This window comes from Spirulina sp. LEGE 11439, assembly GCF_059821285.1.
Window position 1 is genome coordinate 133,046 of sequence record NZ_JCAMRX010000006.1, and the last position, 23,286, is coordinate 156,331.

General features: G+C 44.5%; 22 protein-coding genes. 12 read left to right on the top strand and 10 right to left on the bottom strand.

The features are described 5' to 3' along the window. Window positions 1–6 precede the first annotated feature (6 nt). A complete protein-coding gene (locus AC6RV6_RS06375; protein ID WP_500239761.1) occupies window positions 7–771 on the top strand; it encodes a SitI3 family protein in 765 nt (254 codons plus the stop codon). A gap of 29 nt (window positions 772–800) precedes the next feature. Here the strand turns inward: AC6RV6_RS06375 and AC6RV6_RS06380 are convergent, their stop codons facing one another. Beyond that, the gene (locus AC6RV6_RS06380) at window positions 801–1,724 is read right to left on the bottom strand and encodes a hypothetical protein (protein WP_500239762.1); all 924 of its coding nucleotides are present in this window, start codon (window positions 1,722–1,724) and stop codon (window positions 801–803) included. 142 nt (window positions 1,725–1,866) lie between these two features. Here AC6RV6_RS06380 and AC6RV6_RS06385 point away from each other — a divergent pair, with 142 nt between their 5' ends. After that, a complete protein-coding gene (locus AC6RV6_RS06385; protein ID WP_500239763.1) occupies window positions 1,867–3,213 on the top strand; it encodes a MurT ligase domain-containing protein in 1,347 nt (448 codons plus the stop codon). A gap of 1 nt (window position 3,214) precedes the next feature. Here AC6RV6_RS06385 and AC6RV6_RS06390 read toward each other — a convergent pair whose 3' ends face one another. Both AC6RV6_RS06390 and AC6RV6_RS06395 read right to left on the bottom strand, forming a co-directional pair. After that, window positions 3,215–4,012, bottom strand: coding sequence for a metallophosphoesterase (locus AC6RV6_RS06390; RefSeq protein ID WP_500239764.1), 798 nt, complete (start codon window positions 4,010–4,012; stop codon window positions 3,215–3,217). Window positions 4,013–4,079: 67 nt separating this feature from the next. Next, window positions 4,080–4,616 carry a pentapeptide repeat-containing protein gene (locus AC6RV6_RS06395; protein ID WP_500239765.1) on the bottom strand — a complete coding sequence of 179 codons (537 nt, stop codon included), beginning with the start codon at window positions 4,614–4,616 and terminating at the stop codon, window positions 4,080–4,082. Window positions 4,617–4,817: 201 nt separating this feature from the next. Here AC6RV6_RS06395 and AC6RV6_RS06400 point away from each other — a divergent pair, with 201 nt between their 5' ends. Then, window positions 4,818–6,206: an AAA-like domain-containing protein gene (locus AC6RV6_RS06400; protein WP_500239766.1), complete on the top strand. Its 1,389-nt coding sequence runs from the start codon at window positions 4,818–4,820 to the stop codon at window positions 6,204–6,206. A 134-nt stretch (window positions 6,207–6,340) separates the two neighbouring features. Next, window positions 6,341–6,562, top strand: coding sequence for a hypothetical protein (locus tag AC6RV6_RS06405; protein WP_500239767.1), 222 nt, complete (start codon window positions 6,341–6,343; stop codon window positions 6,560–6,562). Between the two features lie 43 nt (window positions 6,563–6,605). Here AC6RV6_RS06405 and AC6RV6_RS06410 read toward each other — a convergent pair whose 3' ends face one another. Further along, entirely contained in the window at window positions 6,606–7,466 is an 861-nt protein-coding gene (locus AC6RV6_RS06410) for an EamA family transporter (RefSeq protein ID WP_500239768.1), read from the bottom strand. A 283-nt stretch (window positions 7,467–7,749) separates the two neighbouring features. Between AC6RV6_RS06410 and mtnA the strand changes: the two genes are divergently transcribed. Beyond that, window positions 7,750–8,790 (top strand): S-methyl-5-thioribose-1-phosphate isomerase, encoded by a 1,041-nt coding sequence (gene mtnA, locus AC6RV6_RS06415; RefSeq protein ID WP_500239837.1) that lies wholly within the window; start codon window positions 7,750–7,752, stop codon window positions 8,788–8,790. A gap of 79 nt (window positions 8,791–8,869) precedes the next feature. On the opposite strand, the gene AC6RV6_RS06420 is transcribed toward mtnA, so the two are convergent. Then, window positions 8,870–9,058: a hypothetical protein gene (locus AC6RV6_RS06420; protein WP_500239769.1), complete on the bottom strand. Its 189-nt coding sequence runs from the start codon at window positions 9,056–9,058 to the stop codon at window positions 8,870–8,872. 100 nt (window positions 9,059–9,158) lie between these two features. Here AC6RV6_RS06420 and AC6RV6_RS06425 point away from each other — a divergent pair, with 100 nt between their 5' ends. Next, the gene (locus AC6RV6_RS06425) at window positions 9,159–10,523 is read left to right on the top strand and encodes a sensor histidine kinase (protein ID WP_500239770.1); all 1,365 of its coding nucleotides are present in this window, start codon (window positions 9,159–9,161) and stop codon (window positions 10,521–10,523) included. Between the two features lie 38 nt (window positions 10,524–10,561). On the opposite strand, the gene ileS is transcribed toward AC6RV6_RS06425, so the two are convergent. The 3 genes from ileS to AC6RV6_RS06440 form a co-directional block, all read right to left on the bottom strand. Next, the gene (ileS, locus tag AC6RV6_RS06430; RefSeq protein WP_500239771.1) at window positions 10,562–13,441 is read right to left on the bottom strand and encodes an isoleucine--tRNA ligase; all 2,880 of its coding nucleotides are present in this window, start codon (window positions 13,439–13,441) and stop codon (window positions 10,562–10,564) included. A 121-nt stretch (window positions 13,442–13,562) separates the two neighbouring features. Then, window positions 13,563–14,489 (bottom strand): HD-GYP domain-containing protein, encoded by a 927-nt coding sequence (locus AC6RV6_RS06435; protein WP_500239772.1) that lies wholly within the window; start codon window positions 14,487–14,489, stop codon window positions 13,563–13,565. 136 nt (window positions 14,490–14,625) lie between these two features. Further along, window positions 14,626–15,543, bottom strand: coding sequence for a tRNA (5-methylaminomethyl-2-thiouridine)(34)-methyltransferase MnmD (locus tag AC6RV6_RS06440; protein WP_500239773.1), 918 nt, complete (start codon window positions 15,541–15,543; stop codon window positions 14,626–14,628). On the opposite strand from AC6RV6_RS06440, the gene AC6RV6_RS06445 reads away from it, so the two are divergent. The 6 genes from AC6RV6_RS06445 (at window position 15,535) to proB (ending at window position 21,378) form a co-directional block, all read left to right on the top strand. After that, a complete protein-coding gene (locus AC6RV6_RS06445) occupies window positions 15,535–15,984 on the top strand; it encodes a hypothetical protein (RefSeq protein ID WP_500239774.1) in 450 nt (149 codons plus the stop codon). The two genes, AC6RV6_RS06440 and AC6RV6_RS06445, sit on opposite strands and share 9 nt — an antisense overlap. A 121-nt stretch (window positions 15,985–16,105) precedes the next feature. Continuing rightward, the gene (locus tag AC6RV6_RS06450; RefSeq protein WP_500239775.1) at window positions 16,106–17,539 is read left to right on the top strand and encodes an LCP family protein; all 1,434 of its coding nucleotides are present in this window, start codon (window positions 16,106–16,108) and stop codon (window positions 17,537–17,539) included. 138 nt (window positions 17,540–17,677) lie between these two features. Beyond that, a complete protein-coding gene (locus tag AC6RV6_RS06455; RefSeq protein ID WP_500239776.1) occupies window positions 17,678–18,250 on the top strand; it encodes a DUF3727 domain-containing protein in 573 nt (190 codons plus the stop codon). Window positions 18,251–18,300: 50 nt separating this feature from the next. After that, window positions 18,301–19,359, top strand: coding sequence for an endolytic transglycosylase MltG (gene mltG, locus AC6RV6_RS06460; RefSeq protein ID WP_500239777.1), 1,059 nt, complete (start codon window positions 18,301–18,303; stop codon window positions 19,357–19,359). Between the two features lie 74 nt (window positions 19,360–19,433). Beyond that, window positions 19,434–19,985 (top strand): YqeG family HAD IIIA-type phosphatase, encoded by a 552-nt coding sequence (locus tag AC6RV6_RS06465; RefSeq protein ID WP_500239778.1) that lies wholly within the window; start codon window positions 19,434–19,436, stop codon window positions 19,983–19,985. 286 nt (window positions 19,986–20,271) lie between these two features. Further along, the gene (gene proB / locus AC6RV6_RS06470; RefSeq protein ID WP_500239779.1) at window positions 20,272–21,378 is read left to right on the top strand and encodes a glutamate 5-kinase; all 1,107 of its coding nucleotides are present in this window, start codon (window positions 20,272–20,274) and stop codon (window positions 21,376–21,378) included. A gap of 37 nt (window positions 21,379–21,415) precedes the next feature. Here proB and AC6RV6_RS06475 read toward each other — a convergent pair whose 3' ends face one another. Together AC6RV6_RS06475 and AC6RV6_RS06480 are read right to left on the bottom strand one after the other, a co-directional pair. Next, on the bottom strand, window positions 21,416–22,465 hold the full coding sequence (locus AC6RV6_RS06475; RefSeq protein ID WP_500239780.1) for a helix-turn-helix domain-containing protein: 1,050 nt from the start codon (window positions 22,463–22,465) through the stop codon (window positions 21,416–21,418). A 151-nt stretch (window positions 22,466–22,616) separates the two neighbouring features. Next, window positions 22,617–23,261: a J domain-containing protein gene (locus AC6RV6_RS06480; protein ID WP_500239781.1), complete on the bottom strand. Its 645-nt coding sequence runs from the start codon at window positions 23,259–23,261 to the stop codon at window positions 22,617–22,619. Between the last annotated feature and the right edge of the window lie 25 nt (window positions 23,262–23,286).

Here is a 23,286-nt window from a genome sequence, read left to right on the forward strand (position 1 = left end):
ACAAAAATGTCTCTTTCCTATCAATTAAAAATTTCCACAGTCATTGAACCTCTACAAGTTCTAGAAATTGTCTCAAATTCAATAAGTTTTGAGTGGATTGAAAAAGAGGTAGAAAACCCAACAATATTTACTTCTGGAATGATTCTAGGTGTAAATAAAGTTTCAGAACGGACTCAAAATAGCATAGCTGATGCGTTTGGGTTTACTCCTCAGATTGATATTTGGTTTCGTTTAAATACCAATGATCCAGAATACAATCGAGCAAGAAAAACTTTACTTTTATTTGTATTAAATATCTTAAAAAATTTTCAAGGAGATGCAGTATTTTTATTCAACTATGAAATTACTTTTCTAGAAAGAATCGAAAATATTCTCATGTTCGATCGCAAGATGAAACCTTGGTTCGAGAGAGAAAATTACAATACCGATCCGAATTGGAAATTTCTTTCATTATCGTCACCTTTGCTAGATAATCATGACCCAACAATTAAAGTTTCAGCTACTATTCATGACCTTTTAAGGAAAGTAGCAAAATATCAAAACAAGAATATGCGTCAAGTTGCAAGTAAAGCGATAGAAATATACTTGCAAAAATCTGATATTGCTATAGAATTAGAGCGAGATAAATTAAAGTCACCAATAAGAATTGAGCATGGGCTTCATACCCGCTTAAAAGCGAGAGCAAGTCGCTTTGGACAAGCAATGAGTCAATTAGCTAATGCAGCAATAGAAAGCTACTTACATCAACAGGAACAATTCATTCAAGTGTAATTAGCAATAGTTCGCGATCGTTTCAGTTTTTAATCAGAAGTACGCCGACTAATATATGCGATCGCAAGACAAATTAATCCAAATACAATCCCAATGACCGAGAGAAAGATAATGCGATCTATAATGGAAGTATGAGCAACGATCGCGGTTTTTAAAAGCAAATTTCCGGCGGCAGGATCTTCTTGAACTATAGTACTGTTGAGTTGAGTTTGCAGCGCATTCAGCGAAGTGGATCTTGCGCTAAAAGAGACAATTCCAACGAATATTGTACTGGAAAGCCATGTCAAACCCAGCATAAATAAACCATTGCGCCAAGGACGAGGTGCGATCGCCAGCAGGAAGATCGAGAGAAAGAGAATAAACCCATAACTCAACCGAGGAATTAGGGTTGCGATCCCAAAAAATTTGCGGATATTTGCCAGTTTTTCATAATCAAGTTGGATATCTTCTTCAGTAATTGTCAGTTTGTCAGATATACCATTACTGGGTAATTGAGAAGGGTTTAATTGCGATGGATCGATCGGCAGAGGGATCGGCAAATTGCTTGGAGGTAGCTGAGGAATATTGGGATCGGAACTTTGAGTAATATCGGTTAAATTAATAGTAAATTCAACTCGATCTTTGCGACGGTGAAAGTAGTCAAAATGTGCGTCGAGAACTGTCTCAAATGAATTTTGTACGAAATCATCGGGAAGAGATTGTGCGATCGCGGTAAAAATTTGGCTATTCCCACTCACGGGAAAATTGGGAATTTGAGGAATCATTGCTTGTAACTTTTCTTGAAACGCAGAGGCAAGAAATTCATCGTAAGCATTACTCTCATTAAACCAAGTTTTAACGGTTTGAGCGTTAGTAATTTGTTGTACGATCGCCGTGGTAGGTAGAGAGAAAATCAAAGCGATCGCGAGAATTAAAGCAAGGAGAATAGAAAAAAACCAGCGCAATGCTTTCATAGGGTTTCGTTTGCCTGAATTAGCCTGTGCTTATCTATGATAATGGGCGTTTCGCTGAAAATACTTGTCGCGATCGCAAAATGTATTGATAATCGCTCCTCAATGGTTGATAATTGGGGATTAGTCATCGATAACCGAACACATGAACGTATTCGATCGCATTCGTTTAGGACTTGCTGTAGGGGTTGCCAAAACTGTTACTGCTATTGTCAAAGGCTTAAAATTAGGGGCAGCTAGCGTGCTTCCGGGGGAGGTTTCTCGACGCATTCATCCTCGTTTGTTACCGTTACTCTTTGAACAAGTCAAACAGGGTGTTATTCTCATTGTTGGCACAAATGGCAAAACTACCACCTCTCTTTTATTACGAAAAATACTCGAAGATTGTGGCGCAAATGTTACCCATAATGCCACAGGTGCGAACTTAATTAATGGCTTAATTACTGCGCTTTTAGCCGATACAAATTTAATCGGACAACTCAAAACCGATTATGCAATTTTAGAAGTGGATGAAAATATTTTACCTCTAGTGCTGCGAGATTGTCGTCCTCGTTATATCTTAGGCTTAAATTTGTTTCGCGATCAATTAGATCGTTATGGTGAAGTCGATACAATTAGTTTTCGCTGGCAACAAGCGATCGCACCCCTTCCTCAAGAGACTGTCGTGATTCTCAATGCTGACGATCCGACTCTTTCCTATTTAGGACAAAATTTATCTCAAAAAGTTATCTTTTTCGGGTTAAACGAACCCGATCGCTATCTCGAAGAAATTCCTCATGCGGTTGATTCGATTTACTGTCCCAGTTGCGGTCATTTATTAGATTATCAAGGGGTTTATCTCTCTCATCTCGGCGATTATCGTTGCCCCAAATGTGATTTCAAAAAGAGTGAAACATCTCTCAATAGTCAAGAATGGGGTCAAATTTTAATCGGTATTTATAACAAGTACAACACACTTGCTGCTGGATTATTAGCACAGGAGATCGGCATCTCGCAAGATCGTATCAATACAACTATTAAAAGTTTCCGGGCCGCTTTTGGACGGGCAGAAGAATTAACCGTGAAAGGAAAGCACGTCCGCATTTTACTCTCCAAAAATCCCGTCGGCATGAATGAAACCATCCGCGCCGTTAATGATATCAAAATAGAGGGCAACTCTTCAACAACTTTGATTGTTCTGAACGATCGCATTCCTGATGGAACAGATGTTTCTTGGATTTGGGATGTCGATACAGAAAAATTGGTCAGTTTGGGAGGAACAATTGTCGTCAGTGGCGATCGCGTTTACGATATGGCTTTGCGTCTTAAATACAGCCAAGCAACCCGAGAAATAGACTCAAAAAATCTGAATCTTATTGTTAAAGAAAATTTACAAGAAGCGATTCAAACTGCTTTAGAAAACAGTCCTAGTGAGGAAACTTTACATATTCTCCCCACCTATTCGGCAATGTTAGAGGTGCGAAAAATTCTCACAGGGCGAGAAATTTTATAGACTAAATTTCTACCATAAACATCGGATCGAAGTGTGAGTTAAATTTTTCGGGATATCCGCGAGGGTTAGAAATAATTCGCGTATTACCAATACAATAATCGACAGAGTGGTGTAAATGTCCGTGAATCCATAAATTTACATTAGATTCGGCGATCGCAGCATCAAGATTTGACGCATAAGCTGCCGTTAAAATATCCAGTAAAGATTGGCATGGAACGGATTTTTGACTCGGTGCGTGATGGGTAATGACAACGGTTTTAGAGGTTTCAGTCTGTCTAAAATTAGTTTGTAGCCAAGAAAAAGATTTTTGATGAATCATTGCCGTATCTCGCGATCGCAGTCGAGAATATTGGGGACTAAGGCGAATTTTACGATAGTCATTCATTTTTTTTGTGGCTTCGTATCCAGCACTCATGGGATCGCCAAATAATCTAAAATTTGTCCAGAGGGTGCAGCCGAGAAAAGTGACATTGTTGAAAATAAAACGATCGTTTTCTAAAATATGAATATTCGTTTCCTTTGCTTCTTCTTTTAAGCGATTGAGAAGTTTAGGATATGCTTGGGTATAATATTCGTGATTGCCTAAAATATACAAAATAGGGCGATCGCTAACCTCCTGCATTGCCCATAATAATCCCCTAGAACCGATATGAATATCCCCTGCGAGGATAATTAAATCCGCATCCGTATCGGGAATGTGAAACTCTTGGAATTCTAGATGTAAGTCGCTTAAAATTAAAATTTTCATATTCTGTCCGGCGATCGCATCGTTTAATTTACCCTTTTCATTTCTCCTCACTTCTTCTGCTAAGATTTTATTTTTATTTGAAGATGCGATCGCGAATCTCTGCAAAGTATTTCCCCTGTCAATCGCAAAATAAGCTCTCTCGTGTATTCACTCCTGTTATCGGATTAACCCCTTCAGCGCGATCGCACAATAAGCGAATCTGATAGCGGTCTAAAAGCGCCCCTGAAAAATCAGCCCCTGTAATCTCGGCATCAAAAAAGCGGGTACCGGTCGCAATCACATCGTGTAAAATCGCATTACTTAAATTAGCAGAATCGAAAATTACCCGATCCATTAACGCACTACTTAAATTGGCCCCCGATAAATCTGCTTGAAAAAAAGCAGCTTTCGTCAAAATTGTTCCTTGTAAATTGGCATTGCTAAAATTACAACCTCGCAAATCTGCCCCCGCAAAACTCGTTCCCGCTAGGTTTTGTCCAGAGAAATCTTGATAGTGCAGTTCCGTAAGCGTATAGTTAACCGTGTTATCTTGTGCTAAAACCGGGCGAGTGCCGAGAATGAGCCAAAACCCCGCTAGGAATAAAATCGCTAGCAAACTTAAAAAGCGCTGCAACCAAACTACTAATTTATTTTTAACGCGATGTTTTTGTTTCATTGAAAAAATTTTATTTTCTCTACTCTATTTCTCAAGAATACTATCATTTTAGTACAATTTAACAATAACTTCCCAAGGTAATCCCACCGTCCTATCGAGGAATCGTTTACAATCACAGTTGACCTTTCTTGCCATTTCCCATCAGCGATCGGTGTGCCTTTATCTCTTATATTCCTCATGCTGTTGTTATGAATAATATTTATGAAAAGTATTGAAGAAGTTTTACAATTTGTTGAGTCATCCGTTTATGCAACAACGGAGGAACATCTCAACGATCTCCAACGGATTATCTTGCGCGAATCATGGCAAAGAACCAAAAAAACTTACGATAGTATCGCCAAAGAATACGGTTATTCCTCCAATTACATCAAACAAGGAGTTGCGCCGAAATTATGGCGTTTGCTGTCTCAAGCCTTTGGAGAAAAAGTGACCAAAACCACTCTACAATCGGTGGTAGAGCGAAATATGGCCGAGACGCAACCCCAAAATATTGAAAATGGCACCGCGATCGCCACTTTGCCATCCATATCTGATACGATCGCACCTCCTACCTCGCCAATATCTCTCAATTTAGAACTTCCTCTCGAGAGCGTTCCTTTAAACTCACCTTTTTATATCGAGCGATCGCCTCACGAACAAAGATGTTATGAAGAAATTACCCGCAACGGTGCATTTATTCGCATCAAAGCCCCTCGACAAATGGGTAAAACTTCCCTAATGATGAGAATTCTGGCTCGGGCAAACCAACAGGGCTATAAAACAGGATTATTGCATTTTCAACAAGCAGAAGCCTCAGTCCTTACAGATATCAATCGGTTATTGCGTTGGTTATGTGCCAATCTCAGCTTGCAAGTTGGCTTGAAACCGAACTTAGATGAGTTTTGGGATGAAGATTTGGGCAGTAAAATGAGTTGTACGCTATATTTGCAAGGATATCTTTTTGCGCGAGTGGATAGTCCGATTGTCTTTGCTTTTGATGAAGTGAACGAAATTATTGAAAATCCGGAAATTGCCCGAGAATTTCTCAGTCTTTTGCGATTTTGGCACGAAAAAACGAAAACCGATCTGCTCTGGCAAAAACTGCGACTCGTGATGGTACATTCTACCGAAATTTATATCCCTTTAGATATTAACCAATCTCCGCTCAATATTGGCGTGAGAGTTGAATTGCAACCCTTTACAACCGAACAGGTGCAAGAACTGGTACAACGTCACAAACTAACATTAGATCGAAAACAAATTGCTCAATTAATGCGCTTATTAGCCGGTCATCCTTATTTGATCCGTTTATCTTTATATCGTTTAGCACGAGAAGAACTCACATTCAACGAGTTACTAGAAACTGCTCCAACAGATACAGGAATTTATCGAGATCACCTGCATCGATGCCTCTGGTATTTTCAACAAAATCCCCCTTTATTTGCAGCGTTCAAACAAGCGATCGCTTCCTATCTCCCGATCGCCTTAGAGCAAGTCGAAGCCTTTAAATTACACAGTATGGGCTTAGTTCATTTAGACGGCAATCAAGTCACGGTTAGTTGCGATCTATACCGAGATTATTTTCGTGAAAGAATGAAAAATGACCGATAATCGCAACTTCTGCCGATTGTCTTCTGCTCAAATTTATCAACTTTTATCAGTTTTTCTCTATTTACACTCGCCAGAGAATAAGCCATAGTGGAAACATAGACTCCGATGGGTCTGACCCCTTAATCTTAAAACCCATGTTCGAGATTTCCGAATTGCCAGACTCTCAGACTTCGATCGCGACAACCTTGCAAATGAGCATTGAAAAGATTTTTGCCACCGGAAAGATTACCTTGCGCGATCGCCAGATCTTACAAAATGCCCTCTTAGAAGATTCTGCCTTAACGCGAGAACAAAGCGATCGCGTGCGTGCCATCTACGATCGCGTCAGAATGGGCTTTATTCGCGTCGTGGATTAATTCTCTTGCTTGCGATCGCGCCTTCATATCTCTTGATTAACCCTCACTCTGAAGTGCGATCGCGAAATCGAGAGACTCCCGCAGCAGCGAAAGAAATCAAAAGAATTGCCACTGTTGCTCTCAAGGTTAACATTTCTCCGAGTACCAAAAACCCTGCCAAAGCAGCAGCGACGGGTTCAAGACTTTTTAAGACACCAAAGACATTAAGGGGAAGCGATCGCAATGCTGCCATTTCTAAAGAATAGGGTAACGCCGACGACAAAATTGCCACGCCAAACCCTAAAAGTAACACCCGAGGTTGCAAAAGCGTACTACCTGCGGATAATATACCGATCGGCATTAAGATTACTCCACCAATTGCCATTGCCCAAGCTAATCCTGCAACTCCCGGTATGACTTTTCCGACTCGAGCGGATAAAACAATATAAGTTGCTAAGAAAAAAGCCGCTATGAGTGCGAGAATAATTCCCCAAATATCTAAAACAAATCCCCCGATCGGTGCGAGAAGTAATAAGCCGATCGCAGCCAGCAAAACCCAAATAAAATCAAGTTTTCTTTGCGATTTTAATGCGGCTAACCCTAAAGGACCTGTAAATTCTAATGCGGAAGCAATTCCCAAAGGAATGCGATCGAGTGCCTCATAAAAAGAAAGACTCATCAAAGCCATAACTATACCAAAAAGGCATAATAATTTAAAATTTTCTCGGATCTGAAGAGTTAGTTTGGGTTGCCAAAAAACAAAAAGAAGAATCGCAGCAAAACCCACGCGCATGAATAACATGCCACCGGCTCCAACCTCTGGAAATAAAGATTTTGCAAATGCGGCTCCTCCTTGCATTGAGACGATCGCCAACAAAGCTAAAGCGATCGGAGGAACAGAAATACGGGCAGCAATTCGGTTCATTACCATTGTTGAAAAGTTGTAAAAATCGGAAAACTCTCTACCCGTGTTTTTGTTTTCTACATTGGTAGAGAGATAGAGAAGTCACTCAAAGGGACAAATTTCTAATTTATTTTCTTCTTATCAAGTGCTTTTAGAGCATATAATCAATCATCCCAAAGTTCGGATTGTAGCTGAAAAAAGCATTCAGAACCATTGGAGAAGAACTCGATCGCCAATATCTCCCCTCTTGCTCGCGATCGCACCGACACCTTACTCTAAAAGCGCAGTCAATCCCACCATGCTCATGCCGTCAGAAATTTATCCCGTGATTTGGGAAGGCGATCGCGCCATTCTCATCGATCAAACTTGTCTTCCATCCGAATATACTACCGTTGCGATCGCCGATAGCGCCACCATGGCCAAAGCCATTAAAACCATGATCGTGCGGGGTGCGCCAGCGATCGGGGTGGCGGCTGGATACGGAATGTATTTGGGGGCGAGGGAAATCCAGAGTAGCGATCGCGCCACCTTCCTTGCTGAATTGGAGGAAGTCGCTCAAAAATTGCGTCAAACTCGTCCTACCGCCGTCAATTTATTTTGGGCGATCGCCCGTCAATTGCAAACCGCTAACGAAACATCCGGGAGTGTTGAAGAGATTAAAACCGCATTGTTGCAAACCGCCAAAGCCATTCAAATCGAAGATCTACAAACCTGCAAAGATATTGGCGATAATGGTTTAAGCATTCTCCCAAAAACTCCTGAAAAACTCACTTTGTTAACCCACTGCAATGCAGGGGCTTTAGCAACAGCCGGTTATGGTACTGCTTTAGGTGTCGTGCGATCGGCTTGGCGAGAAAATCGTTTAGCCCGAGTGTATGCCGACGAAACCCGCCCGCGCCTGCAAGGGGGAAAATTGACCTCTTGGGAATGCGTGCAAGAAGGCATCCCCGTAACGGTAATTACCGATAATATGGCAGCACATTGTATGAAACAGGGTTTAATTCATGCCGTTGTCGTCGGAGCCGATCGCATTGCTGCCAATGGCGATGCGGCGAATAAAATTGGCACTTATGGAGTCGCTACGATCGCTAAGGCTCATAACATTCCTTTCTTTGTGGCCGCACCGCTTTCGACGGTTGATTTTAAGTTAGAAACTGGCACAGAAATTCCCATCGAAGAACGCGATCCAAAAGAGATTTATCAAGTCGGAGAAACGCGGCTTTGTCCCGATGGCGTTGATTTTTATAATCCTGCTTTTGATGTCACGCCGGCAGCTTTAATCGAGGCAATTATTACCGAAAAAGGAGCCGTAAAACCAGAGGAATTGCGGAATTTACAGGCTTAATTCAGTATAATACGGATATCTTAACACCCGATTCTTACAGAGAACGGGTTTTTTAGTTTTATTTCTAGGAGCATGTTAGTTATGTAAGAATAGATAAACTAAAGCAGTTAGAGACTATTATTAAGGTAAGCACATCGATGTTTAAGAACTTGGGAAACAAAGAATCTCGACGTGCTTCGGTGCCAAAATCATAGCCCAAAGTACCGATCGCATAGATAATATTTTCCCCTTGAGAGGGACTAACTTCACTCGGAGTAACAGAATTCATCGGCGTAGTAGAATTAACAACAGATGGAAACTCAATAGTCGAAAATCTTTCCAGCCAATCGCGAGTACAATAAATCCCGACTCCAAACTCTTCTTTCTCTATGTTCCTCGCTACCCGTCGCCATCTTGCCATTTGGTATGCTACTGTTACGGCGATCCTGTTGTTGGTTTTTGCGACGGGATTTTATGTTTACGTACGCAATACCCTTATCGATCGCGTGGATGACACCCTCAAGCACGTGACCGAGGTGGTGGAACGATCGCTGGTCATTCGGCATCAACCGGCAGCGAAAGGCGGCGATCGCGTCGATATTATGGCCAGTTTTCGCAACAATACCCAAACGGGAGAGGAAGATCGCATCGATCTCGAATGGTTCGATCCAGAAGGAGAATTACTTTGGTCAACCTTTGGGACTCCACCGCGCGTTCCTTTACAGTTATCAGGTAGAGGAGTAACGGTGCATATTTCGCCCACCTATTTATTGCGACAAGTGACTAAACGTATCGAACGAGGTCGCTATGTTTTGGGGTATTTGCGAGTCAGCCATCCTTGGTTTGAAGTCACCAAACCCAGTCACAAGTTAATTTACGACTTAATTTTGGGAACGAGTCTGACGGTGGCTTCTGTGGCGGCTATCGGTTGGCTGCTGTCGGGTCTGGCGATCGAACCGATTAAGGAATCCTATCAAAGTCTCGAACAATTTACCGCCGATGCGTCCCACGAATTGCGAAACCCGATTGCAACCATCCAAACGAACGTGCAGATGGCCTTGGCCTATCCCGATAGCGATCCCAAGGTTCAACAAAGACAGTTGCAAATTGTCGAACGCTTAACGCAACGATTGGGCAAATTGGTCAACGATCTGCTCTTTTTGACGCGATCCGATCGAGGAATCGCACAAAATCAATTTCAAAGTTTGCCCTTAGATGCGTTGTTAATGGAAGCGATCGAGGAACAGCGTTTTGTAGCAGAACGAGAGAGTATTGCTTTATTTTTACATATTATCGAACCGAAAACGCAAGAGGATTTACCTGTAGGAGAGGACGTTTTTAATGTTTGGGGAGATTGGGATAGTTTGGCGCGATTATTTACGAATTTAATGAGTAATGCGATCGAATATTCTCGCCGCGATCGCACGACGACAGACGCAGAAAAAGCGAAGGTTGAAATTGAATTACAACGGGTGAGAAAAGATCGCCGCCATGAGTGGTTGCAGGTGAAGATAAAAGATACGGGAGGAGGCATTCCCCAGAAAGATTTACCTTATATTTTCGATCGCTTTTACCGGGTCGATCCTTCCAGATCTCGCGATCGCACTCTCTCGCAACCGACGGGATCGGGATTGGGATTAGCGATCGCCAAGGCAATTGTTGAAAGCCATTCCGGACAAATTAAAGTTGCAAGTCAATTTAATTTCGGAACGACATTTACGGTGCTTTTACCGATTGCAAAAGGAGAATCTTAATCTTCGATCGTATAAATTGACAGGAGTATTGTTCATGGTTAAAAGGTTTCCGCTAATGCAGATTCACAGCGATCGCAGAGTAGGGGATGTTCGCTGGATTTCCCGACAGAAGTGGAATAATTCCAACAGCGATCGCATTTTTCTCCCTCTGCTTTCACAATTCCAATGGCAATTTTATCGGATTCGCTTTTATATTCTGCGGTTTGAATGCGATCGAGAGAATCGACCAATTCAACTTGAGAAGCGAGAAATAAATAGCGGAGTTCGTCAATATGATTGCCTTGCAAACTATCCGTAGGATTGAATGCTTGCAAAGATTTCTTCAGTTCTACATCGGAGACATAAAGTAACACCTTTGCATCCAAGGAAGAACCGATCGCTTTCTCGCTGCGTGCTTGTTCCATCACTTTATTGACTTCGGTTCGGACATCTCGTAAATTTGTCCAAGACGCGGTTAGTTCTGGCTTTTTCCATTCTGATTCCATTTTCAGCCAACCGGAGGCGAAAACGGACTTGTAAGGAGTCTTGTAGGGTAAAAATTGCCAGATATCTTCCGCCATGTGAGACAATACCGGGGCGATGGATTTAGCGATGTTTTCCAAGGCGATCGCTAACACAGTTTGACAACTGCGACGACGGGGAGAATTCAAGGCAGAAATATAGAGGCGATCCTTGGCAATATCCAAATAGAAATTAGACAGATCGACAACACAGAAATTCTGCACGGTTTGGAAGAAACGATAAAATTGATAGGTATTAAACGCATCGGTAATGTCGTCAAAAACTTCTGTTATCCGATGCAGCATATACTTATCTAATTCTGACATCTCCGTATAAGCAACTGCATTTTTTTCGGGGTCGAAATCATGGAGATTCCCCAATAAAAACCGCGCTGTATTACGAATCTTACGATAGACATCAGAAAGTTGCTTGATAATATTGTTCCCAATGAGAACATCAGAGGAATAGTCTACGGAAGACACCCATAAACGCAGCACATCGGCACCGTAGGGCGGTTCTTTTTTCTTATTATTTCCTCCTTCAATAATTTTATTGGGATCGAAAACATTCCCCAAGGATTTACTCATTTTATATCCTTTTTCATCGAGGGCAAATCCATGAGTTAATACGGTTTTATAAGGGGCGCAACTGTTAGTTGCCACACTGGTGAGTAAGCTGGATTGAAACCAACCGCGATGCTGATCCGATCCTTCCAAATACATATCTACGGGATATTTTAATTCTGCTCGACTATCAGCCACGGCTGACCAAGATGAGCCAGAATCAAACCAAACATCCATTGTATCCATACCTTTCCGATAAGTCTTACCATTGTTGCGATATTGTTCCGGTAATAACGCTTCAACCGATAATTCCCACCACGCATCGGAACCGCGATCGCGGATAATTTCCTGAATATGGTCGATCGTTTCTTGAGTAACTAAAGGTTCGTTGGTTTCCTCATCGTAAAAAACGGGAATCGGCATTCCCCAACTGCGCTGGCGAGAGATGCACCAATCTGCGCGATCGCTAACCATTGGGGTGATACGATTTTGTCCTTGAGCGGGAATCCATTCTACTTCTGCGATCGCTTTTAATGCCTCCTCTCGGAATCCCTCCACAGACGCAAACCATTGTTCTGTCGCCCGAAAAATAGTCGGTTTTTTCGTGCGCCAATCGTAGGGATATTTATGCACGTAAGACTCTTCTAAAAGCAGAGACTTGGCTTCCATTAAGGCTTCAATAATTGCACCATTGGCATCTTTTAAAACATTTAAACCGGCAAACTTTCCCGCTTCTTCGGTAAAGTTTCCATGTTCGTCAACGGGGGATAAAATCGGCAATCCATAACGTTTTCCCACGATAAAATCTTCTTGACCGTGACCCGGTGCCGTATGCACTAAACCCGTCCCAGATTCGGTGGTCACGTAATCGCCACCCACGAGAATTTTACTCTCGCGATCGTATAAAGGATGCTGGTAAATACAACCTTCTAATTCTGCGCCCTTAACGGTTGTTTTAATTGTTAAAGTTTTGCCCAATTTCTCGCTCAATCTTGCCTGTAAATCCTCAGCAATGAGTAAATATTGAGGCGTGTCAATTTCTCCAGACATTTCGACAACTGCATAAGTTAATTCTGGGTTAATTGCCACACCTAAATTAGCGGGAATTGTCCAAGGGGTTGTCGTCCAGATCGCGACTCCTAAATTGGGCAAAAATTGGGCAAATTTTTCCTCAACTGGTGCCGCCGCTTTTATCATCGGAAAAGCAACATAAATACTGCGAGAAGTGTGACCTTCCGGATATTCTAATTCTGCTTCGGCGAGGGCGGTTTTAGAACTGGGACTCCAATGCACCGACTTTAAACCGCGATAGATATAGCCTTTTAGTGCCATTTTCCCAAAGACGGCAACTTGAGCGGCTTCGTATTCCGGTTGTAAGGTTAAATAGGGGTTGTCCCAATCTCCCCAAATCCCATAGCGTTTGAACCCCGATCGCTGTTCTTCCATCGCTGCGATCGCAAATTCTTTGGCTTTTTGTCGCAGAGATAAAGGAGTTAATTTTTCTCGCTCTTTCCGCTTCATTTTTTGCAGAACTTTGAGTTCGATAGGCAGTCCGTGACAGTCCCAGCCGGGAACATAACGAACCTTACGCCCTTGCAAAATTTTATATTTATTAACAATATCTTTGAGAATCTTGTTGAGGGCATGACCCATGTGCAGCGACCCGTTAGCATAGGGAGGTCCATCGTGTAGCACGAAAATCTCACCCGGATTATCCCGCGACAGGGTTTCGTAAATCTGTTCCTCTGCCCAAAATTGTTGCAATTCCGGCTCGCGTTTGACGGCATTTGCCCTCATGCTGAAGTCGGTTTTGGGGAGATTGACGGTTTCTTTGTAGCTCTGTTGTTCGGTCACGGTCTAATCCAGAATGCGATTTCTCTCCATTATCAATGAAAATTGCTTTTTCGGGCAAGATGGAAATGGTTTCGCGATCGCGTTGCAAAATTGAGGAGGTAGAGAAGTCAATAACGCTCTTTTAACCAGAAAAACTGCAAAACTGCATCACTAAATCCGGATTTCTCCACCCTCGGGCGGCTTCTTCTTGTAAAATTTTCAAAGCATTGGCAGCAGCAAAGGGTTTTTTGTGAGGACGCTTGCTGGTCAGGGCATCAAAAATATCGATAATTTGAAAAACTTGTGCCAACCAAGGAATACGCTCTCCGGAAATGCCATCGGGGTAGCCACTGCCGTCCCAACGTTCGTGATGATGGCGGATAATGGGTAAAACCCCTTGTAATTCTCGCACGGGTTGACAGAGTTGCTCGCCGATCAAAACGTGCTGGCTAATGAGTTCTCGTTCTTCGGCAGTCAGGGGCGTTGTTTTTAACAGAATGGCATCAGGAATCGCGATCGTGCCGATATCGTGAAGGTGAGCAGCATCTTTGAGATTTTGAATATCTAACTTGGAAAGCTGCAAATGCTGGCCAAACCTTTGTGCCAAATCTATCAAACGTTCTGAAGGATTTGTGGCATTACTGCAACGACATTCGAGAGCTCGGGCAATCGAAAAAAGAACTTGTTTGGACTGGTTTAAATCTTCATTGAGGCGTTTTTGGCGAATGAGAGATTTTACTCGAACAGAAAGTTCGAGGCGATCGAGGGGTTTGGCCAGAAAATCCGTTCCCCCAGCTTCGAGTCCGTCGAGACGCACGCGGCGATCTTCCGCAATGGTCATAAAAACAATAGGAATATGAGACGTTCGTTCGTTTTGCTTGAGTTGACGGCAAACTTCAATCCCATCCATCTCTGATAGGGATACGTCCAGTAAAATCAAATCGAGATTTTCCTCAGAAGCGATTTCTAGCGCGATCGCACCACCTTCAGCCTCTCGTACCTCATAACCTTCCAACTGCAACAAATCGATCGCTAACTGTCGCGTTAGCGAATGATCGTCTACAACCATTACTTTTGGTCGATCCGCGCGAATCTTTGCGATCGAATCCTCAATCCCCTCAGAGATAGAAATCACTAGCTTAAAAAGAACCCTACCTCAAGTATGCTATCGGAGATGGGTTTTGAGATCGGTTTTTTCACGGAAATTAAAATTGATTATTGGTTGTTGGTTGTTGGTTATTGGATAACTCGTCACTCATTTTTTGCCTCCAGCGTTTTTTCCAGCGACTGGTAGCCTCGAGAGAACACAATTCTTGTTCTTGCTGGCGTTGCTGCAAGATTTTGGCGATCGCATTGTTTAAGTTCGGATCGCGATAAGGGATGGCTGCACGAGTTTGTAGGTGTTCTCGTTCTTGTTGTGATAGTGGGGGAAGCCCTTGAGCAACAAAGCTGGCAATAGTACCGGGCGATCGCCGTCCGACCCCCTCCGTCGCTCCAAAAAATAAACCCGCCCTTGCTAAAGCGGTTCTCACCGCCGCCGCACAGGAATAAGTAGCCAATCTTCCCTGTGGGTGCAAGCACCGAGCAACCCACCCTAAAAACTCGATCGTCCAGAGTTGGGGACATTTAGGCGGGGAGAAGGGATCGAGAAAAATGGCATCGGCGCGAAACCCCGATCGCTGGACGGTTTGAATGTGCGATCGCGCATCCCCGATATATAAATCTGCCTGCAATTGAGGCGATCGCAAGCGTTGTGTTTCAGCAAATTCACGGAGAAGGGGTGAAAGATGGCAATGAGAAGAAGAAAAAGGAAGTAATAAGCCTTGGCTCGCTGCTTCTTGAGAAATGCTAACATCGAGTTCGAGAGCAACAAGTTCGATGCGACAAGTCGGATTAACCGACCAAATTGCCGCGATCGCCGCCGCACTGTTATACCCTAACCCGTAGCAAACATCTAATAAACGCAAACAATCTTGCTCTTTTGCCCTGTGGTACAACTGACAGGGTCGGACATATTTACATTCTGCCTCTTGACTCGCTCCATGCACGGAATGAAAGCATTCAGTAAATGTCTCAGAATAGAATGTAAAAGAACCATCATCAGTTAATTGCGGTTGCCACATATCAGTCATCAGTCACCAGTCACCAGTCACCAGTCACCAGTCACCAGTTATTCTTTATTCAGTATGAACGATCCGTTTTACGAAAAACCGTTGCAACGATTGCAAGAATATATTTATCTTATGCCAGTATTTGGGGTTTTGCCGGCTTTGTGGACGTTAAGGAGCGATCGCGGTACGCCTCAACAGCGCAAAGTTTGTCGTTTAGCAATAACCCTCGCCTTGGGTTGGCTGTTCGTTTACGGCCTTCTTTCCTTGGGAAGCACGCAAACTCACGAAATTTTGCACTTTCGCCTGCTTTTTCTCAATAGTTTGGTGAGTTCGGGATACTTTCTCACCTGTTTGGTATTGATGTTCCGCCTGTTTCGCCGTCAATCGATCGCGATCTCGGGAGTCAGTCAAGTTGCGGAAGGAATTGTGCGGAAAAACTTACATTCAAGGTGAATATCTTTAAATTTAGCCGGAATTGCAAGCGATCGCGGTGTAAAAAATTGCGAAGAGTCCAAGTAAAACCGTAAAGTAAACGAACGGTTTACAATCAAAATCGATCGCTAACTTTTGCCGCATGAGGAAACCCGTGTCAGTGAAAAGAAAGTCAAAATCCAGCCCTCGTCGCTATCCCAAAACTTCTCCCCAAATTCGCAAAGTCAAAAAGCGCAAAATTGAGAAAAAAAACGCGCGCTGGCTGTGGGTTTGGCTGGGGTTAACCGGGGTGGGTATTGTTTCGGCAACGGCGGGGGCAATTTTAGCAGTCTCTTTATCGGCAACGCCCTTACGTCAAGTTCTCCTCAGTCCCGAAGATGCAGCAATTTTCAATCAAAAAGAAGCGATCGCCTCTCAATCTTTGAGCTTTCCCAAACTGACTCGCCCAGTTAACATTCTCATTCTCGGCACGAAAGTCCTCACCTCGGACTTGGACGATCCCCCCCGCGATAATTTGGGCTATCACGCCCTTGTCGATTCTTTTGAAGGCTTGACGGATACCATGCTCCTCGTCCGTTTCGATCCCGATAATTACAAGCTCTCCGTCCTCTCTATTCCTCGAGATACTCGCACCTTTATTGACGGGCATGGAGAAATGAAAATCAATGCCGCCAATTATTATGGTGGAGCGGCTCTGAGTGCGAGAACCATTAGTAATCTCTTAGAAGGCGTATCCATCGATCGCTATGTCCGCGTCAATATTCAAGCGGTGGAAAAACTAATCGAGGCTCTGGGGGGGGTCACAGTTTACGTCCCCAAAGATATGAAATATACCGACCACAGCCAACACCTTTATATCAATCTCAAGCAAGGAGAACAACATCTCGACGGCGAAGAAGCCATTCAATTTCTGCGCTTTCGCTACGATCGCTATGGCGATATTGGTCGCGTACAACGTCAGCAAACCCTCATGCGGGCAGTTATCGAACAAACCCTCAGACCTGCAACCCTATTACGAATTCCCGATGTGATTCAAGTGTTGAAATCTAATATCGATACCAATCTAAGCGTTGAGGAAATTGCTGCCCTCGCCGGCTTTATTGCCCATGCCAACCGCCAAGACGTACAAATGCTCATGTTACCGGGAGACTTTAATGGGACTGGAGAGAAAGAAATCAGTTATTGGCTTCCCAGCACTCGCCGCATTCGCACCATGATGGCACAACATTTCGACCAAGGCTATACGGAATCTCTCCCCGCGAGAAAAGCGGCTCTCCGGATTGCCATTCAAGATAGTACGGGCAACCCGGAAGCGATCGCCACCCTCAAACAAATTTTACGCGAACAAGGTTATGGGAACTTCTTCATCGGACAGTCCGTATCCAAGACGATCGGCAAGACTCGCATTATTGCCCAACGCGGCGATCGCGATGGTGCCACGGAACTCCAGTACGATTTGGGGTTAGGAGAAGTCCTCGTGGAAAGTACCGGGGAATTAAACTCGGATATTACCGTTCAACTGGGAAACGATTGGTCTCGCTTGCAAGAAAACGGCGATCGCTGGATTGATAATTGATAGGCGATCGTTAATAATTGAGGTCGAGGGATAGCGAATCATCTCTTGGTGCGTATTCCCTTGGCGAATTCGATTGTTCCGGTAGGTCGCACCGCCATTCGCCAAATTTAATCGACCTATTGATAATTGAGATTGCATATGGCATCTTTTCCTCAAAATAGTTCCGATCCGCCTCGCAGCATTACGCTTACCGACGAAGTCGGACAAAGCCTTTGCTGTTCCATCGAGCATTCTTTTCGACAAAATGAGACGACTTATTTTTTGCTTCTCCCTCTCGATATTCCGATTACGATTATTGCTTGGGAGAGCGATCGCGAAGATGCCGAAGCCACTTGGGTAGAAGACCCCGAAGAAATCGATCGTATTTTCGAGGATGCGAAAGCTGTTTTAGCCGAGCGAAACCTCACTATCGAGCGAGCCGCCTATACCCTCACGGTCAATGGAGAATTACCCGAACCCGATGAAGATAATATCCTCACCCTAGAAATTGAGACCGAGGAAGACACGCTAGAATCAGAACAGTTTCAATTTTTGACCCACTTTTACCACCAAGAACAAGAGTATGAAATTTATACGCCTCTCGACCCTCTGCTCTTGTTCGCCAGACAAACCCCAACAGGAAATGTGGAAATGCTTTCCTTGGAAGAGTTACAAAATATTCAACCTCAACTCCAAGAGATCCTCGTGCGGGAACTCGATCGCGAAAATTAGTTATTTCATTTAATGAACCAGAAGTCCCCATTACCCATTACCCAGAATTTATGAATTTTGGCAGTTTCTTAAAATGGTTTTACACCCTCGCCCTCTTGCCCGGGGTTTTGGTTTTCAGTGCGTGGCATGGCAATCAATGGTGGTATTGGGCTGTTTCTCCCCTTGCTCCCACCGAAAAAGCCGTTCGGATCGATATTGACGTGCCGGGGGAAACCTCAACCCGACAAATTGGCTCGGATTTAGAAGCGGCTGGCATTATCTCGTCATCTTGGGCGTGGAATATTTGGGCGTTTTGGTTATTATTCCAAGATCGAGGCGGCTCTTTCAAAGAAGGAACTTATACGCTTTCTCCCTCTCAATCCCTATCCGAAATTGCCGATTCGATTTGGCAAGGAAAAGTGCGCGAACAAACTTTTACGATTCCTGAAGGTTGGTCTCTCGCACAAATGGGAACTTATTTCGAGCGTCGGGGCTATTTCGAGCGAGAAGCCTTTTTAGAGGCCGCCCGACAAATCCCGAGCGATCACCCGTGGTTGCCCGCAGGACTCCCTCATCTCGAAGGATTCCTCTATCCCGACACCTACCAACTGGCCAATAATAGTGCCCAACCCCAAGAGGCGATCGCCTTGATGCTCGATCGCTTTGCCGAAGTTGCTCTCCCGCTCTATCAACAAAACCAACAACAAACGTCACTCAATCTCAAAGAATGGGTGACGTTGGCGAGTTTGGTGGAAAAAGAAGCCGCGATCGCCACGGAACGTCCCTTAATTGCAGGAGTTTACACCAAAAGATTGAATGAGGGAATTAAATTGGAAGCCGATCCCACCGTAGAATACGGTTTAGAAATTCAACAAACGCCCGATCGCCCTCTAACTCTTGCTCAAGTGAGAACTCCCAATCCTTATAACACCTATCTCAATCAAGGACTACCTCCGACCCCGATTGCCAATCCGGGACGAGATAGCTTACAAGCCACTCTCAATCCCACCCCGACGGATTATCTCTTCTTCGTTGCCCGTTACGATGGAACTCACGTTTTCAGCAAAACCGTCGAAGACCACGAAGCCGCGAAAAACACCATTCGCCAAGCAAGGGAAAACCGGGAATGAGATAGGAAACCCGATTCGTCACTCCCTCTTCACTGATAACTGATAACTGATAACTGATAACTGATAACTGAAATATGTCTTGGGCAAAATTTTTACAACCGGATTTGGTTTTAGGGGACACGGCGATCGCAATCACTCCCGAAATCCTCCAACGCTATCAACTGCAAGGATTAGTTCTCGATGTGGATGAAACTCTCGTTCCATTGAAAGAACGGAAAGTCTCTCCAGAGGTCGCTCAATGGGTCGAGGAAATTCGTCAAATTGCCGAGTTGTGGTTGGTCAGTAACAATATCAGCGAAAGTCGCATCGGCAATATTGCGGAATCTTTACAACTTCCTTATCTTTGCGGAGCCGGTAAGCCTTCGCGCAGAAAGTTAAGAGCCGCGATCGCCGCGATGGGATTTCCCGTAGAACGCGTAGCGATGGTGGGCGATCGCTTGATTACTGATGCCCTTGGGGGCAATCGCATGGGCATGTTTACCATTTTGGTCGAACCGATGGTCGATCCGGCGATCGCGGCTCGCTCTTACCCGTTCCGCACCCTTGAAGTGCAATTGACTCAACTCCTGCTCGGCAGTCCTTTAACGGGAAAGCAACAAAAATTTGATGACAGTCACAAATCTTGACAAAGTGAAATATAAAGAAAAGATTACGAAACAAAAGTTAAGGGAATTGTTATGGCATCCTGATAATTATAGAAACGGGGTCAGCCCATATAAAGATCCTGAAAATAAGAAAATATCAAAGCACCAGCCCAAGAAAGCAATTTCACGGCTGGTGTTTTAAATTGTGCATTCTCATCTCCTTCCATTGCCCCTATCTCCAGACAACCCTCTCGCGAGGAATATATAAAGTCGCCCTTCACGAGGGTATTTCAGGGATATATTGAAAATTGAAAATCGTTCGTTGAAAATGTCTCGTACTCTTGTTGTTAAAATTGGTACCTCCAGCTTGACCCATCCTGAAACAGGTCAACTTTCTCTCTCTACTATTGCTTCTCTGGTCGAAACCTTGACTCGCTTGAGGAACTCGGGCGATCGCGTGGCTTTAGTCTCCTCCGGTGCGGTAGGGGTGGGGTGTTCCCGGTTGAACTTAAGCGATCGCCCGAAAACCATGTCTCGCAAGCAAGCGATCGCCGCCGTGGGACAAGGGCGCTTAATGCGGATTTATGATGATTTCTTTACCAGTTTGCAACAACCCATCGCGCAAATTTTGTTAACAAGACGGGACTTAATGGAGCGCAGTTGTTATGTAAATGCTTACAACACCTTTAAAGAATTATTTGAGTTAGGTGTTATTCCCATTGTGAATGAAAACGATACTGTCGCTGTCGAAGAATTAAAATTTGGCGATAATGATACCCTATCCGCCCTCGTTGCCAACTTAATTGAAGCAGATTTCCTCTTTTTACTCACCGATGTCGATCGCCTCTATTCTGCCGACCCCAGAGCCTTTCCCCACGCTCAACCGATTAATACCGTCACCCCCGAAGAACTGGCAACCCTACAAGTTAATGCAAGCACAAAAGGCTCCGGCTGGGGAACCGGAGGGATGGCGACCAAATTAGCGGCGGCTCGCATTGCCACCCATGCTGGCGTTAAAACCGCAATTACGCAAGGCCAGCAACCCGCCAATATTGAGAAGATTCTGCAAGGAGAGCTTTTAGGCACTCAATTTGAACCCCAAACCCGTACCGAAACCGCTCGCAAACGCTGGATCGCTCATGGTTTGATTACGATGGGCAAACTCTATTTAGATGAGGGAGCCGTCAAGGCCATTCGCGATCGCGGTAAATCTCTACTTGCGGCGGGAATTACCCAAATTGAGGGCAACTTTCCAGCCTCAGAAGCCGTCACGCTCTGCGATCGCGAAAGGAAAACAATCGCTCGGGGCATTGTCAACTATAGCAGCACGGAACTCCAACAAATTCAAGGCGTGCGATCGGAAAAAATTCCCGAAATTTTAGGCTATGTTGGCGCAGAAACGATTGTTCATCGCGATAATCTCGTTTTGGAATAGTTATCGGCGAACAGTTATCAGTGAATAGTCCTTTCCCTTAATTCATTTCTGGGGGGGAAATTTCTGCGCTTAATTGTTCCGATAAGGTCACGCGATCGCTGCCATGTCTGGCCGACTGAGACTGGGACTCCATCGGTGGGGGTTCGGGTTCGACGGTTGCTTCCGGGTTGGGGCGATCGGCAGTAATCCAACTCAAACCGCCCACGGCTCCAGCCACGAGAGCCGTATAGCCAACATAAGTTTGTAGGGTTGTTTGAGAAGCGAGAGCGGGTCCGCGCACTTTAATATTTGGGGTATACCAAGAAGGAACCGCACTATTTTGTATGGGTTTAGGCAGAGAGTTGGCGAGGGTCGTGCCATCCAAACCGAGAGAATTACTCAAACGCCGTATAAAACCGCGCAAATAAACATCTTCGGGTAAGCGTTCGATCTCGCCTTCTTCAATCGCTTTAATGTAATAAACCTGTATGAGGGTTTTACTGTAAAGGGCACCGAAAGAAATCCCTTGAACCAACCGTGCTTCCTTCAAAGTCTGTCCAATTTGCCGACAAATTTTTAGCCGTTCTTCTGCTACCATGCGATCGTTTTGGGCTTTAGTAACTTTGGCTGTGAATTTAGAACGGCCTTTGGACTTCTTGGACTGCGATTTTGGTTTTGCCGGGGTCGCAACAGGCGCTTGCGTTGAGAGTTTAGCGTTGGCGATCCGGGCTGCATTTTGAGAAGTCGAGGGCATTTCCGGATCGACGCATTCCGTCGAATATTGCTCGACGGAGGTTTGCGGTGATTTCCCTTCGGATTTGACGGAAACCACCTTTTTTTTCAAGGTATCGGGAGCCACGTGATAGTGTTGGGCAATTTGTTGAAAGGTGACGCGAATGGCCTCTCTACCAAAAGATTGCAACAGCGATCGCGTTGCCTCGAGAGTGTCACCAGCAAGACATTCTAATCCAGCCATAACGCGCTGATAGATTTCGCTTTGCTCGAGATCGGTTTCAATTTGAGAGAACACCGATTGCGTCCGGAGTTGAGTTGTAGAATTTGCAGATGGGGAAATTCCACCCGCACAAGTTGCTAATTGTAATTCCATAGTCTCGCTCTGTCATTACCGCGCGAACGCGTTAAAAAGATTAAGGATAAAAGGTGAGGAATGTCTAAAGATTGCAATCTTCCTTCGCTACTTTCTTCTAGAGGCGGCAAGTCAGTCCGGATTATTTTGGGGTTGGAGAACATTTTTTTGCTTAAAGCGTTGTTCTCTCGGAACTTCGCAGGCGCTCGGCTCGACGAAATAATTCTTTTCCCGAATGCAAATAATGTTCGTCATAGTTGCGACCGAACCATTCCATTTCCTCCAAGCCATCACTGATATGATTGAGGCAGTAATATAAATTGGCTGCTGTGCCAGCAAATTTGGCAGGATTGGGTTGAGAGGTAAAAATATTTTGTGCCTTATCGAGGATTTGGCGGCAGTTGGCCAGGTAGTCTTGAAAGTTTTCCATTAATTCATCATCAAAGGGATCGGCCGCGAGATCGTCAATTTGAGCGTCTAAAGCGTTGAGGATGCGATCGATCGCGCGTTGGACGGGAATATAAACATTTTGAGTCCATGTTTGCAGACACGTATCTCGCTCTTGACTGGTTTTTTGGGGTTTGGCGGTGCGAGGGGAAGAATGAGAATTGCGCTGGCGATCGTAGTGCTGACGGCGTTGGGGATCGCCGAGGATTTCGTAAGCATCATTGAGTTGTACGATCTCTTCATGACTGGCATTTTTATGCTGGCTGTCGGGGTGCAGTTTTTTGGCCAAACGCCGATATGCTTGTTTAATCTCCGCTTGGGTGGCGCGGGGAGACACTTGCAGGATTTTATAGCGATCGTGTTGGGACATTACTATCAAAAGAGAATTATCGCGG

Excerpts from the sequence above, each read along its gene's own strand:
- AC6RV6_RS06375 (WP_500239761.1), top strand. The coding sequence starts at position 7 with ATGTCTCTTTCCTATCAATTAAAAATTTCCACAGTCATTGAACCTCTA.
- AC6RV6_RS06380 (WP_500239762.1), bottom strand. The coding sequence starts at position 1,724 with ATGAAAGCATTGCGCTGGTTTTTTTCTATTCTCCTTGCTTTAATTCTC.
- AC6RV6_RS06385 (WP_500239763.1), top strand. The coding sequence starts at position 1,867 with ATGAACGTATTCGATCGCATTCGTTTAGGACTTGCTGTAGGGGTTGCC.
- AC6RV6_RS06395 (WP_500239765.1), bottom strand. The coding sequence starts at position 4,616 with ATGAAACAAAAACATCGCGTTAAAAATAAATTAGTAGTTTGGTTGCAG.
- AC6RV6_RS06400 (WP_500239766.1), top strand. The coding sequence starts at position 4,818 with ATGAAAAGTATTGAAGAAGTTTTACAATTTGTTGAGTCATCCGTTTAT.
- AC6RV6_RS06405 (WP_500239767.1), top strand. The coding sequence starts at position 6,341 with ATGTTCGAGATTTCCGAATTGCCAGACTCTCAGACTTCGATCGCGACA.
- AC6RV6_RS06410 (WP_500239768.1), bottom strand. The coding sequence starts at position 7,466 with ATGAACCGAATTGCTGCCCGTATTTCTGTTCCTCCGATCGCTTTAGCT.
- mtnA (WP_500239837.1), top strand. The coding sequence starts at position 7,750 with ATGCCGTCAGAAATTTATCCCGTGATTTGGGAAGGCGATCGCGCCATT.
- AC6RV6_RS06420 (WP_500239769.1), bottom strand. The coding sequence starts at position 9,058 with ATGAATTCTGTTACTCCGAGTGAAGTTAGTCCCTCTCAAGGGGAAAAT.
- AC6RV6_RS06425 (WP_500239770.1), top strand. The coding sequence starts at position 9,159 with ATGTTCCTCGCTACCCGTCGCCATCTTGCCATTTGGTATGCTACTGTT.
- AC6RV6_RS06435 (WP_500239772.1), bottom strand. The coding sequence starts at position 14,489 with ATGGTTGTAGACGATCATTCGCTAACGCGACAGTTAGCGATCGATTTG.
- AC6RV6_RS06440 (WP_500239773.1), bottom strand. The coding sequence starts at position 15,543 with ATGTGGCAACCGCAATTAACTGATGATGGTTCTTTTACATTCTATTCT.
- AC6RV6_RS06450 (WP_500239775.1), top strand. The coding sequence starts at position 16,106 with ATGAGGAAACCCGTGTCAGTGAAAAGAAAGTCAAAATCCAGCCCTCGT.
- AC6RV6_RS06455 (WP_500239776.1), top strand. The coding sequence starts at position 17,678 with ATGGCATCTTTTCCTCAAAATAGTTCCGATCCGCCTCGCAGCATTACG.
- mltG (WP_500239777.1), top strand. The coding sequence starts at position 18,301 with ATGAATTTTGGCAGTTTCTTAAAATGGTTTTACACCCTCGCCCTCTTG.
- AC6RV6_RS06465 (WP_500239778.1), top strand. The coding sequence starts at position 19,434 with ATGTCTTGGGCAAAATTTTTACAACCGGATTTGGTTTTAGGGGACACG.
- proB (WP_500239779.1), top strand. The coding sequence starts at position 20,272 with ATGTCTCGTACTCTTGTTGTTAAAATTGGTACCTCCAGCTTGACCCAT.
- AC6RV6_RS06475 (WP_500239780.1), bottom strand. The coding sequence starts at position 22,465 with ATGGAATTACAATTAGCAACTTGTGCGGGTGGAATTTCCCCATCTGCA.
- AC6RV6_RS06480 (WP_500239781.1), bottom strand. The coding sequence starts at position 23,261 with ATGTCCCAACACGATCGCTATAAAATCCTGCAAGTGTCTCCCCGCGCC.